Origin of the sequence: Streptomyces sp. NBC_01298, from assembly GCF_035978755.1 — a bacterium.
GTDB lineage: Bacteria > Actinomycetota > Actinomycetes > Streptomycetales > Streptomycetaceae > Streptomyces.
The window spans coordinates 2883304-2895503 of sequence record NZ_CP108414.1 but is presented as its reverse complement, the minus strand read 5'-3'; the positions used below and the strand labels follow the sequence as shown (position 1 = coordinate 2895503).

Genomic DNA, 12200 nt, shown 5'->3' with positions numbered 1-12200 from the left:
GCCTTGAAGGAACCCCTCATCCGTGGCCCCGCCACGCCGTGATCTCAAGGAGTCGATCACCATGACGCACACCCCCTCCACCACCGCCCACCGCGTCCGCCGTTCCGCCTCCGCCGACGCGGACCGCAAGAACGCCGCCGCCGCCCTGCAGCGCGCCCTCGACCGCCGTGACAACGGCGGCTCGACCGGCCACTGACCTGCCGCTGAACCCTCCCGGCCCGGGACATATTGCGTCCACATGATGGACGCAATATGTCTGAGGGATGGGACAAGGAGTACGGTTCCACCATGTCGACCAGCATCAATCTCGCAGTGATCCCCGGTGATGGCATCGGCCAGGAAGTCGTGGCTCAGGGCCTCAAGGTCCTTACCGCGGTCCTGCCCCAGGATGTGAAGCTGGAGACCAAGGAATACGACCTCGGTGCCCAGCGCTGGCACCGCACCGGTGAAACCCTCCCGGACGCGGAGCTCGAAGCCCTCAAGCACCACGACGCGATCCTGCTGGGCGCCATCGGCGACCCCTCGGTCCCGTCGGGCGTCCTGGAGCGCGGTCTGCTGCTGAAGCTCCGCTTCGCCTTCGACCACTTCATCAACCTGCGCCCGTCGAAGCTCTTCCCCAACACGGCCACCCCGCTCGCCGGCCGTCCGGAGATCGACTTCGTCGTGGTCCGCGAGGGCACCGAAGGCCCGTACACCGGCAACGGCGGCAGCCTGCGCACCGGCACCCCGGCCGAGGTGGCCACCGAGGTCAGCATCAACACGGCCTACGGCGTCGAGCGCGTGGTCCGTGACGCGTACGAGCGTGCCAACGGCCGCCCGCGCAAGAAGCTGACGCTGGTCCACAAGAACAACGTCCTCGTCTACGCCGGTCACCTGTGGAAGAACATCTTCGACAAGGTCGGCCAGGAGTACCCCGAGGTCACCACCGACTACCTGCACGTCGACGCCGCGACGATCTTCTTCGTCACCCAGCCGGAGCGCTTCGACGTCATCGTCACGGACAACCTCTTCGGTGACATCCTCACCGACCTGGCCGCCGCCGTGACCGGCGGAATCGGCCTGGCCGCCTCGGGCAACATCAACCCGACCGGCGCCTTCCCGTCCATGTTCGAGCCCGTCCACGGCTCGGCCCCGGACATCGCCGGCACCGGCAAGGCCGACCCGACCGCGACGATCCTGTCGGTCGCCCTCCTGCTGCGCCACCTCGGCTACGAGGCCCAGGCCGCCCGCATCGAGGACGCGGTCTCCGCCGACCTCGCCGAGCGCGACGGCACCTTCCGCTCCACCGACGCCATCGGCGACGCCCTCGCCGCGCGAGTAGCCGGCTGACCCGGTAGCCCCACCTCCAGGAAGCCGCCGGGTCGCGACCACCGCACCCGGCGGCTTCTCCTGTGCGGCCCCGGGTGCCACCATCTCCTCTGGGCCGCATTCACCCCGTTTCACCGAAGCCCCCTCGCGCGCGATAATCGAACGCGAGGCCGCGGAATACGGGGAAGCTCGGACGTCCTAGTACGCCGTGAGCGCGGTCCGCCCTACAAAACCGGTGAAGGACAAGCACTCATGACGACGACGCCCACGATCGAGCTGAAGCCCTCCTCGACCCCCCTGTCCGCCGCGGAGCGCGACGCGATCCTGGTGAGCCCCGGCTTCGGCCGCCACTTCACCGACCACATGGTGACGATCAAGTGGACCGAGGGCCGCGGCTGGCACGACGCCGAGCTGGTCCCGTACGCGCCGCTGTCGATGGACCCGGCGAACATGACCCTGCACTACGCGCAGACGATCTTCGAGGGGCTGAAGGCCTACAAGCAGCCCGACGGCACCGTCGCCACCTTCCGCCCGCAGGCGAACGCCGAGCGCTTCCAGGCCTCCGCCCGCCGGATGGCAATGCCGGAGCTGCCGACCGAGCTGTTCATCGACGCCTGTGACGCGCTGATCAAGCAGGACCGCGCCTGGGTGCCGGACTCCGGCGAGGCCTCGCTCTACCTGCGGCCCTTCATGTTCGCCACCGAGGTCGGCCTCGGCGTCCGCCCGGCCAACGAGTTCCTCTTCATCGTCATCGCCTCCCCGGCCGGCGCCTACTTCCCCGGTGGCGTCAAGCCCGTCTCCGTCTGGCTCTCCGAGGAGTACGTCCGCGCCGCCAAGGGCGGCACCGGCGCCGCCAAGACCGGTGGCAACTACGCCGCTTCGCTCGTCGCGCAGGCCCAGGCCGCCGAGCACGGCTGCGACCAGGTCGTCTGGCTCGACGCGGTCGAGCACCGCTGGATCGAGGAGATGGGCGGGATGAACCTGTACTTCGTGTACGGGCAAAAGGATGGAGCACAGCGCATCGTCACCCCCGAGCTCACCGGCTCGCTCCTCCCGGGCATCACCCGCGACTCCCTCCTCACCATCGCCCGCGACCTCGGCTACACCGCCGAAGAGGGCCGCATCACCACCGAGGACTGGAAGCGCGACAACGAGAACGGCACCCTGACCGAGGTCTTCGCCTGCGGTACCGCCGCCGTGATCACCCCGGTCGGCTCCGTCAAGTCGGAGCGCGCCAACTGGACCCAGGGCACCGGTGAGCCCGGCGAGGTCACCATGAAGCTCCGCAAGGCCCTCCTGGACCTCCAGACCGGCCACAACGCGGACACCCACGGCTGGATGCACCCGCTGGGCTAGGCCCCGCGGCCCGTACGCGCGAAGGCCCGCGCCCCCTCCGAGGGGACGCGGGCCTTCGCGCGTACGGGCGAGCGGTCCTAGGCGGCGACCGGCTCCACGTCGGCTTCGGCGGGTGCCGCGGCGGGGGCCCCGCGGGCGGTCAGGGCCGCGTAGACCAGGCCGCCGGTCAGGCCGGAGAGGACGAAGGAGCAGTCCACGCCCTTGGTCAGGGCCAGCAGCGGGCCCTCGTAGAACGGGGTGGTCACGGCGAGCAGGCCGACGCCCGCGCCGACGGCCCAGGAGAGGGTGGCCCGGATGTTCCAGCCGCCGCGGAACCAGTAGACCCCGCCCTTGGCGCGGCGGTTGAAGACCTGGAGGGCCTCGGCGTCGTAGCGGCCGCGGCAGCGGACGTAGCCGATGAGGGTGATCACGGCCCACGGCGTGCCGATCGCGGTCAGCAGCAGGACGAACGAGGTCATCGCGGCCTGCACGTCCCACTCGAAGGAGCCGACGAAGACGAACGCGGTGGCGACGGCCGCGGCGATCACGGTGGCCGTCGTACGGGTCGCCTTGGGGACGATGGCGTCCAGGTCGAGGCCCATGGAGTAGAGCATCAGCCCGGCGTTGCCGACCGATCCGGCCGCCGCGGCGACCAGCAGCGGAACCAGGTACCAGAACGGCGCGGCGTCGACCAGCGGACCGGCGTACTCGGCGCCCGCCCGGGCGGCGAGCGCGGTGTAGGTGCCGAAGAGCTGCGGGATCAGCAGCCCGACGAGCAGGCCGAGCCCGGTGGACCAGAGCACCGTGCGGGAGCTGTGCCGGCGCGGGGAGATGTAGCGGGTGTAGTCGCCGAGCAGGGTGATGAAGGCGACGGGCCCGCTGAGCCCGGCGGCGACGGCGGCGAGCAGCCAGGTCGGCCAGAAGGAGCCGAGCAGGTACGCGGTGTCGGGCGGGGCGGCGGTGGTGAAGTCGGGTGCGTAGGCGAACACGCCGACGGCCAGCAGCAGCACCATGCCGATGGAGAGCACCTTGCTCATGCGCAGCAGCAGCCGGTAGCCGAAGACGGCTCCGACGACGGTGCACGCGGCGAGCACGCCGTACATCACGGCCCGGGAGACGCCGGTGTCCGGCAGTCCGGTGAGCCGGGCCAGGGCGCCGACCATCACGTCGCCGCCTATCCACAGGGTCAGCGCGGTATAGCCGAGGGAGAGCAGCAGGCCCACGACCGAGCCGACGAGCCGGCCGCGGACGCCGAACTGGGCGCCGCTGGACGTGGAGAGGTTGGTCCCCGTGCGCAGGGAGACGAGCGCCAGCGGCGCGGTGAAGGCGATGCCGACGAGGGTGCCGGTCACGATGGCGGTGACCGACGGCCACAGTCCCAGTCCGAAGGACGGGGGCAGCCAGCCGAAGACGATCACACCGAGGCAGAGGTTGGAGCCGAGGAGGATCGAGATCAGGTCACGGGGACCGCTCGTCCGTTCCTCCTCCGGGATGGTGTCGACTCCGCGCTGTTCGATGGGCATGGGGGGACTCCCTTGGCAGGGCGGGGGGTGGCACTGCGATGCATGAATGTTTGAGCGACACTCAATGTGACCTAAGCCCAGGTCTCAGGTCAATGCTTCATTGCAAGCAAATGAAGAGTTAGAGTGATGCTCTAACCCATCGACTCAAAGGGTGGTGGATCGGCGTGCGGCTGACCCCTACGGAGCGCGACCGGCTGCTGCTCCGCAGCGCTGCGGAACTGGCCAGGGCCCGGCGGGCCCGCGGACTCAAACTCAACGTCCCGGAAGCCACCGCGCTCATCGCGGACACGGTCTGCGAGGCCGCGCGCGACGGCAAGCGGCTGGCGGAGGCCATCGAGGAGGCCCGCTCCGTGCTGGGCCCGGACGACGTCCTGCCCGGCGTCAGCGACGTGGTCACCGAGGTGCACGTGGAGGCCGTCTTCGACGACGGATCCCGCCTCGCGGTGGTCTCGTCCCCGATCCGGGGCGCCGTCGGCCTGGGCGAGGACGCCCCGGGCGCGGTCGTACCCGGCCCCGGCGCCCCCCAGCCGGAGCCCACGGTCCACCTGCGCGTACGCAACACCGCGCCGGTGCCGGTCAGCGTCACCTCCCACTTCCACTTCTTCGAGGCCAACCCGCGCCTCGACTTCGACCGCGCGGCGGCGTACGGCATGCGGCTGTGCGTGCCCGCGGGCTCCTCGGTCCGCTTCGACCCCGGCGGGGAGGCCGAGGTCGCCCTGGTCCCGATCGGTGGCGCACGCATCGCCATCGGCTTCGCCGGACTGGTGGACGGCCCGCTGGACGCGCCCGGGGCCAAGGAGCAGGCGCTGACCCGCGCCGAAGCCTGCGGCTATCTCGGCGCGACCGCCGCCCCCGACGCCAACGACCGCCCGGAAGGGACGACCGCATGAGCCGGCAGACACCCCACACGGACCACAGCGCGCACTGCGCACCCGGCAGCCGGCACATCGACCCGCACGAGTACGCATCCGTCTTCGGCCCCCGCGCCGGTGACCGGGTACGGCTCGGCGACTCCGGGCTGACCGTCCGCGTGGAGTCCGATTCCCAGAAGCCCGGGGACGAGTTCCTGGCCGGCTTCGGCAAGACGGCCCGCGACGGACTGCACCTGAAGGCCGCCGCCGTCCGCGACACCTGCGACGTGGTGATCAGCAACGTGCTGGTCATCGACGCCGTACTCGGCATCCGCAAGGTCTCCATCGGCATCCGCGAGGGCCGCATCCACGCGATCGGCCGGGCCGGCAACCCCGACACCCTCGACGGGGTCGACGTCGTGGTCGGCACCGGGACGAGCATCGTCTCCGGCGAGGGCATGATCGCCACCGCCGGCGCCGTCGACACCCACGTGCACCTGCTCTCCCCGCGCATCATGGAGGCCTCGCTCGCCGCGGGCGTCACCACGATCATCGGGCAGGAGTTCGGCCCCGTCTGGGGAGTCGGCGTCAACTCCCCGTGGGCGCTGAAGCACGCCTTCAACGCCTTCGACGCCTGGCCCGTCAACATCGGCTTCCTGGCCCGCGGTTCCTCCTCGGACCCGGCCCCGCTGATCGAGGCACTCGCCGAGGGAGGCGCGTCCGGCTTCAAGGTGCACGAGGACATGGGCGCGCACACCCGCGCCCTGGACACCGCCCTGCGCGTGGCCGAGGAGTACGACGTCCAGGTCGCCCTGCACAGCGACGGCCTCAACGAATGCCTGTCCGTCGAGGACACCCTGCGGGTGCTGGACGGCCGGACCATCCACGCCTTCCACATCGAGGGCTGCGGCGGCGGACACGTCCCCAACGTCCTGAAGATGGCGGGCGTCCCGAACGTCATCGGCTCCTCCACCAACCCGACCCTGCCCTTCGGCCGGGACGCGGTCGCCGAGCACTACGGGATGATCGTCTCCGTCCACGACCTCAAGCCGGACCTCCCCGGCGACGCCGCCATGGCCCGCGACCGGATCCGCGCGGGCACCATGGGGGCCGAGGACGTCCTGCACGACCTCGGTGCGATCGGCATCACCTCCTCCGACGCCCAGGGCATGGGCCGCGCGGGCGAGACCATCCGCCGCACCTTCGCCATGGCCGCCAAGATGAAGGGCGAGCTGGGCCCGCTGGACGGCGACGGCGAGGGCGACGACAACGCCCGCGTCCTGCGCTACATGGCCAAGCTGACCATCAACCCGGCCATCGCCCACGGCCTGGCCCACGAGATCGGCTCCATCGAGGTCGGCAAGCTCGCCGACATCGTGCTGTGGCGCCCCCAGTTCTTCGGCGCCAAGCCGCAGCTGGTCCTCAAGTCCGGCTTCCCCGCCTACGGGGTCACCGGCGACCCCAACGCCGCCACCGACACCTGCGAACCGCTGGTCCTCGGGCCGCAGTTCGGCTCGTACGGGGCCACCGCCGCCGATATCTCCGTCGCCTTCGTCTCGGCCGCCGCGGCGGCGCTGGGCAGCGACGAGATGCCGACCCGCAGGCGCCGGGTCGCCGTCCGCGGCACCCGCGGCATCGGCCCCGGCAACCTGCTCCTCAACTCCCGGGTGGGCGCGGTCGATGTGGACGCGCGCAGCGGACTCGTCTCCCTCGACGGGGAACCGCTGCGCTCCGAAGCCGCCGAATCGGTCTCCCTCAATCGCCTGTACTTCCTCTGAACCAGCACAGCCTCTGAACCAGCACGGCCCGGAAGTCAGCACAGCCCGTAAGGACCCCCTGCCATGACCGACACCACCCCCGTGAACGCCGGCTTCCGGATGCCCGCCGAGTGGACGCCCCACGAGCGCACCTGGATGGCCTGGCCCAGCCCCAACCCCACCTTCACCAACGAGCAGGAGCTCGCCGAGGCCCGCGAGGCCTGGGGCGCCGTGGCCCGCGCGGTCCGCTCGTACGAGCCCGTGACCCTCGTCGTCTCGCCCGGCGACGCCGAGAGCGCCCGCGCCGTCGTGGGTGACGACATCGAGCTGGTCGAGCGGCAGCTCGACGACGCCTGGATGCGCGACATCGGCCCGACCTTCGTCACCAACGACGCCGGCGAGCTGGCGGCCGTCGACTGGACCTTCAACGGCTGGGGCGCCCAGGAGTGGGCCCGCTGGGACCACGACTCGGAGATCGCCCGGGAGATCTCCGGCCTCGTCGGGACCCGCACCTACAGCACCGCCCTGGTCAACGAGGGCGGCGCCATCCACGTGGACGGCGAGGGCACCGTGCTCCTCACCGACACCGTGCAGCTCGGCAAGGGCCGCAACCCCGACTGGACCCGCGAGCAGGTCGAGGCCGAGATCCACGCCCACCTGGGCACCACCAAGGCGATCTGGCTCCCGTACGGCCTGGCCGGCGACTACGGCACCTACGGCACCCAGGGCCACGTGGACATCGTCGCCGCCTTCGCCCGCCCCGGCGTGGTCATGGTCCACAGCCAGCCCGACCCGGCCCACCCGGACCACGAGCGCGGCAAGACCATCGCCGCCATCCTGCGCGCGTCCACCGACGCGCGGGGCCGGCAGCTCCAGGTTGTGGAGATCCCGGCGCCGACCGTGCTGGAAGAGGACGGGGAGTGGGTCGACTACTCCTACATCAACCACTACCTGTGCAACGGCGGCGTGGTCCTGTGCGCCTTCGACGACCCGCGCGACGAGGAGGCGGCGGAGATCTTCCGCGGTCTGTTCCCCGAGCGGACCGTGACGCTCGTCGACGCACGTACGATTTTCGCCGGGGGTGGCGGTATCCACTGCATCACCCAGCAGCAGCCGAAGGTCTGACCCGAGAGGGCGGCCGGGACGAGGAGTGGGCCATGGTGGCGGGTGAAGTACGTGCCGCGCGCAAGAACGCGCCGCCGCGCGAGGACGTACTGGTCGCCGCCATGGCCACCATCGCCGAACGAGGCCTGGACGGTCTGACCATGGCCGGCCTGGGCCGCCAGGTCGGCATGAGCAGCGGCCACCTCCTCTACTACTTCCGCACCAAGGACGAGCTCCTGCTGCAGACCCTGGAGTGGAGCGAGGCGGCGCTCGGCACCCGCCGCCGCGCCCTGCTGTCCCGCCGCGGCCCGGTGCGCGAGCGCCTGCAGGCGTACGTGGACCTGTACGTGCCCGAGGGCGCCCGGGATCCGCACTGGACCCTGTGGCTGGAGGTCTGGAACCGCTCGCAGGACGCGGGACCGGGGGAGCGGGAGCGCCAGGGGGCCATCGAGGGCGCCTGGCACCGCGACCTGGTGGCCCTGCTCGCCGAGGGCATCTCGCGCGGGGAGTTCCGCCCGGTCGACCCGGACCGCTTCGCGGCCCGGCTGCGGGCCCTGCTCGACGGGTTCAGCATCCAGGTCGCCGTCGGCCTGCCCGGGATAGGGCGCGGCGACATCCTGGAGCACGTCGGCGAGTTCCTCAGCGAGGCACTGACCCCGGGATCCGGGGCCTGAGCCGGCGGCCCGGGGCCGCCCCGGCCGACCCTCGGACGGGTGTGACCGCATGCTGAGATTCCCGTCCACGCACGGCATGCGGTATGGCAGACTGCCGACGTGCCTGCTCAGCTCATGATTATGGACAGCAGCGCGCCGGTCCCCAGTGGCCGCTGAGCCGCGGAAGAACTTCGCGGAGGCGGCCACCGTGCCCCAGACCCGCGCGCAGACCTCTCGCACCCGCGAGAGGTTTTTTCGTTTTCCGGCCCGAACACGCCGGAATCGGGCAGCGCGCGATGATGGGGGCAGTGGCGTCGGCCCGCCCTAGGGCGGGCATCCGGAACCACCCATCCGACAGGAGTCAGATCAGCATGACGACGACAGAGGCGACCGAGCCGACTGCGCCGGCTTCGGGCCCCGGCCCCGATGACGGGTTCCACGTCTTCGACACGACCCTGCGCGACGGTGCCCAGCGTGAGGGCATCAACCTCACGGTCGCTGACAAGCTGACGATCGCCCGCCACCTGGACGACTTCGGGGTGGGGTTCATCGAGGGCGGCTGGCCCGGCGCCAACCCGCGCGACACGGAGTTCTTCTCGCGTGCCCGCGCGGAGATCGACTTCAAGCACGCCCAGCTCGTCGCCTTCGGCGCGACCCGCCGGGCGGGCGGCTCCGCCGCCACCGACCCGCAGGTCCGCGCCCTGCTGGAATCCGGCGCCCCGGTGATCACCCTGGTCGCCAAGTCCCACGACCGGCACGTCGAGCTCGCGCTGCGCACCACCCTCGACGAGAACCTGGAGATGGTCCGCGACACCGTCGCCCACCTGGTCTCCCAGGGCCGCCGGGTCTTCGTCGACTGCGAGCACTTCTTCGACGGCTACCGGGCCAACGCCGAGTACGCGAAGGCCGTCGTACGCGCCGCCCACGAGGCCGGCGCCGACGTCGTGGTCCTCTGTGACACCAACGGCGGCATGCTGCCCGCGCAGATCGCCGCGACCGTCGCGACCGTGCTGGCCGACACCGGCGCGCGCCTGGGCATCCACGCCCAGGACGACACCGGATGCGCCGTCGCCAACACGCTGGCCGCCGTCGACGCCGGCGCCACCCACGTGCAGTGCACCGCGAACGGCTACGGCGAGCGCGTCGGCAACGCCAACCTCTTCCCGGTCGTCGCCGCGCTGGAGATCAAGTACGGCCGTACGGTCCTCCCGGCGGGCGCGCTGGCCGAGATGACCCGGATCTCCCACGCCATCGCCGAGGTCGTCAACCTCACCCCCTCCACACACCAGCCCTACGTCGGCGTCTCCGCCTTCGCGCACAAGGCGGGCCTGCACGCCTCCGCGATCAAGGTCGACCCGGACCTGTACCAGCACATCGACCCCGCGCGGGTCGGCAACACCATGCGGATGCTCGTCTCCGACATGGCCGGCCGGGCCTCCATCGAGCTCAAGGGCAAGGAGCTCGGCGTCGACCTCGGCGGGGACCGCGCACTGGTCTCCCGGGTCGTGGAGCGGGTCAAGGAGCGCGAGCTCCAGGGCTACACGTACGAGGCCGCCGACGCCTCCTTCGAGCTGCTGCTGCGCGCCGAGGCCGAGGGCCGGGCGCGCAAGTACTTCCGCATCGAGTCCTGGCGGGCCATCGTCGAGGACCGCCCCGACGGCACGCACGCCAACGAGGCCACGGTGAAGCTGTGGGCCAAGGGCGAGCGGATCGTCGCGACGGCGGAGGGCAACGGCCCGGTCAACGCACTGGACCGCGCGCTGCGGGTCGCCCTGGAGCGCTTCTACCCCCAGCTCGCGAAGTTCGAGCTGATCGACTACAAGGTCCGCATCCTGGAAGGCGCACACGGCACGGCGTCCACGACCCGGGTCCTGGTCACCACGACGGACGGTTCCCGCGAATGGAACACGGTCGGCGTCGCCCCGAACGTCATCGCCGCCTCCTGGCAGGCCCTGGAGGACGCCTTCACCTACGGCCTCCTCCACGCGGGCGTGGAGCCGGCGGAGTAGTCCCACCGAGTGGTCAGCACTCGTCCTTGACGTACGCCCGGTACTTCTTGCGGCTCATGGCCTTGCCGTTCGCCCACACCTGGTCCGGACCGAGGGCTTCTATGTCCTCGGTCCGGAAATGGCTCGCCGCCGCCAGTACCGTCCCCGCAGCCATGCCCGTCGCATCGCCCCGCCCCCTGGCCCGCAGGGTGGGGTCGGAGCCCTTCCGCCGGGGCGGTAGGCCTTATGTCCAGCTCACACAGGATTGCACCCGTTCGGGTAGCGTCGTGACTATGAGGACCAGGCTTATATCCGTACGTATGGGATCGCTGCTGGCCGCTCTGCTGCTGGGGCTGTCCGGGACCGCGCTGTTGGTCGCCCCGGGGGCGGCGGCCGCCGATGGGACCACCACCGTGGCGGAGGCCCTCAAGAAGGGCCCGGTCTACGTGGACCCCCGCGCCGAGGCCCAGCTGCCGCCCGCACAGGCGGACGCGCTCGCGAAGAAGATCAAGGACGCCGGGAAGCCCGTGTTCGTCGCCGTGCTGCCGGCCACCGCCGAGTTCCCGGCCGCGAGCGTGCTGAAGACCGTCCGTACCGAGACCGGGATCACCGGGCTCTACGCGATCCGGCTCGGGGACGGCTTCAACGCCGGCGCCGACCGGGCCGTCATGCCGAACAATGCGGTCCGCAACCTCGTCGACGCCGTCAAGGCGGGCGGCGCCGTCGACGCGAGCACCGAGCTCAACAACTTCGTGGACCAGGCCCTCGCCCAGGCCAAGGGCAAGGCCCCCGCCTCCTGGGGCGGCGCGGCGGCCGACGACGGGGCTCCGGTGGGCGCCCTGATCGGGCTCGGCGTGGTGGCCGCCGTCGGCGGCGGCGGGGCGTACGCGCTGGTCAAGCGCAACCGCAAGAAGAAGGAAGAACTCCGGCGCGAGTCCATCGCCCGGCTGAGCGTGGTCGTCGACGAGGACATCACGGCCTTCGGCGAGGAGCTGGAGCGCCTCGACTTCCACCCCGGGGAGCCCGGCGCCGACGACGCCATGCGCGCGGACTACGAGCAGGGCCTCGACTCCTACGAGAAGGCCAAGCAGATCATGGCCTCCGTGCGGTACCCGGAGGAGGTCAAGGGAGTCACCCAGGCCCTCGAGGACGGCCGGTACGCCCTGGCCCGCCTCGACGCCCGTCGCGAGGGCCGGCCGCTGCCCGAGCGCCGAGCGCCCTGCTTCTTCGACCCGCGCCACGGGCCGAGCACCGAGGACGCCGCCTGGGCCCCGGCGGGCGGGGCCGCCCGTACGGTCCCGGTCTGCGCGGCGGACGCCGTCCGGCTGCGCGACGGCCAGGACCCGGCGGTCCGCACCGTCGACACCGAGCACGGTCCGCGCCCCTACTACGACGCCGGTCCGGCGTACGGTCCCTGGGCCGGCGGCTACTTCGGCGGCGGCATCCTGCCCGGCCTGCTCATGGGCACGATGCTCGGTTCGATGATGTCCAGTCCGGCCTACGCCTCCGATTTCGGCGGCGGCAACGGATTCGACGGGGGCGGCGGAGGCTTCGACGGGGGCGACGTCTCCGGGGCCGACTTCAACCCGTCCGACTTCGGCGGCGGGGACTTCGGCGGCGGCGGGGACTTCGGCGGTGGAGGCGGGTTCGGCGGAGGCGACTTCTAGCCGCCCCCGGCCCC

At 71.7% G+C, this 12200-nt stretch carries 11 protein-coding genes; 9 read left to right on the top strand and 2 right to left on the bottom strand.

The window, feature by feature from the left end; genetic code table 11:
- The first annotated feature begins 61 nt into the window (after positions 1-61).
- From OG730_RS12925 to OG730_RS12915, 3 genes are all read left to right on the top strand, one after another.
- A complete protein-coding gene (locus tag OG730_RS12925) occupies positions 62-196 on the top strand; it encodes a hypothetical protein (RefSeq protein ID WP_327304374.1) in 135 nt (44 codons plus the stop codon).
- Between the two features lie 92 nt (positions 197-288).
- Positions 289-1329, top strand: coding sequence for a 3-isopropylmalate dehydrogenase (locus OG730_RS12920; protein ID WP_327304373.1), 1041 nt, complete (start codon positions 289-291; stop codon positions 1327-1329).
- A gap of 231 nt (positions 1330-1560) precedes the next feature.
- Entirely contained in the window at positions 1561-2664 is a 1104-nt protein-coding gene (locus OG730_RS12915; protein ID WP_327304372.1) for a branched-chain amino acid aminotransferase, read from the top strand.
- Between the two features lie 77 nt (positions 2665-2741).
- Here OG730_RS12915 and OG730_RS12910 read toward each other — a convergent pair whose 3' ends face one another.
- On the bottom strand, positions 2742-4166 hold the full coding sequence (locus OG730_RS12910) for a cytosine permease (protein ID WP_327304371.1): 1425 nt from the start codon (positions 4164-4166) through the stop codon (positions 2742-2744).
- 164 nt (positions 4167-4330) lie between these two features.
- On the opposite strand from OG730_RS12910, the gene ureA reads away from it, so the two are divergent.
- The 5 genes from ureA to cimA all read left to right on the top strand — a co-directional run bounded on the left by ureA (position 4331) and on the right by cimA (position 10540).
- Positions 4331-5056, top strand: coding sequence for an urease subunit gamma (gene ureA, locus OG730_RS12905; protein WP_327304370.1), 726 nt, complete (start codon positions 4331-4333; stop codon positions 5054-5056).
- The gene (locus OG730_RS12900; RefSeq protein ID WP_327304369.1) at positions 5053-6795 is read left to right on the top strand and encodes an urease subunit alpha; all 1743 of its coding nucleotides are present in this window, start codon (positions 5053-5055) and stop codon (positions 6793-6795) included. The genes ureA and OG730_RS12900 overlap by 4 nt, the downstream gene beginning before the upstream one ends.
- Before the next feature lie 63 nt (positions 6796-6858).
- Positions 6859-7899 carry an agmatine deiminase family protein gene (locus tag OG730_RS12895; protein WP_327304368.1) on the top strand — a complete coding sequence of 347 codons (1041 nt, stop codon included), beginning with the start codon at positions 6859-6861 and terminating at the stop codon, positions 7897-7899.
- Positions 7900-7931: 32 nt separating this feature from the next.
- Positions 7932-8552, top strand: a complete 621-nt coding sequence (locus OG730_RS12890; protein WP_327304367.1) for a TetR/AcrR family transcriptional regulator — start codon at positions 7932-7934, stop codon at positions 8550-8552.
- A 350-nt stretch (positions 8553-8902) separates the two neighbouring features.
- Positions 8903-10540 (top strand): citramalate synthase, encoded by a 1638-nt coding sequence (gene cimA / locus OG730_RS12885; RefSeq protein WP_327304366.1) that lies wholly within the window; start codon positions 8903-8905, stop codon positions 10538-10540.
- 13 nt (positions 10541-10553) lie between these two features.
- Here the strand turns inward: cimA and OG730_RS12880 are convergent, their stop codons facing one another.
- Positions 10554-10694, bottom strand: a complete 141-nt coding sequence (locus OG730_RS12880) for a hypothetical protein (RefSeq protein WP_327304365.1) — start codon at positions 10692-10694, stop codon at positions 10554-10556.
- Between the two features lie 118 nt (positions 10695-10812).
- Between OG730_RS12880 and OG730_RS12875 the strand changes: the two genes are divergently transcribed.
- A complete protein-coding gene (locus OG730_RS12875) occupies positions 10813-12186 on the top strand; it encodes a hypothetical protein (RefSeq protein WP_327304364.1) in 1374 nt (457 codons plus the stop codon).
- The last annotated feature ends 14 nt before the right edge of the window (positions 12187-12200 follow it).

Bases quoted from the DNA above. Each gene is read 5' to 3' on its own strand.
- OG730_RS12925 (WP_327304374.1), top strand. From the start codon at position 62: ATGACGCACACCCCCTCCACCACCGCCCACCGCGTCCGCCGTTCCGCC.
- OG730_RS12920 (WP_327304373.1), top strand. From the start codon at position 289: ATGTCGACCAGCATCAATCTCGCAGTGATCCCCGGTGATGGCATCGGC.
- OG730_RS12915 (WP_327304372.1), top strand. From the start codon at position 1,561: ATGACGACGACGCCCACGATCGAGCTGAAGCCCTCCTCGACCCCCCTG.
- OG730_RS12910 (WP_327304371.1), bottom strand. From the start codon at position 4,166: ATGCCCATCGAACAGCGCGGAGTCGACACCATCCCGGAGGAGGAACGG.
- OG730_RS12900 (WP_327304369.1), top strand. From the start codon at position 5,053: ATGAGCCGGCAGACACCCCACACGGACCACAGCGCGCACTGCGCACCC.
- OG730_RS12895 (WP_327304368.1), top strand. From the start codon at position 6,859: ATGACCGACACCACCCCCGTGAACGCCGGCTTCCGGATGCCCGCCGAG.
- OG730_RS12890 (WP_327304367.1), top strand. From the start codon at position 7,932: ATGGTGGCGGGTGAAGTACGTGCCGCGCGCAAGAACGCGCCGCCGCGC.
- cimA (WP_327304366.1), top strand. From the start codon at position 8,903: ATGACGACGACAGAGGCGACCGAGCCGACTGCGCCGGCTTCGGGCCCC.
- OG730_RS12880 (WP_327304365.1), bottom strand. From the start codon at position 10,694: ATGGCTGCGGGGACGGTACTGGCGGCGGCGAGCCATTTCCGGACCGAG.
- OG730_RS12875 (WP_327304364.1), top strand. From the start codon at position 10,813: ATGAGGACCAGGCTTATATCCGTACGTATGGGATCGCTGCTGGCCGCT.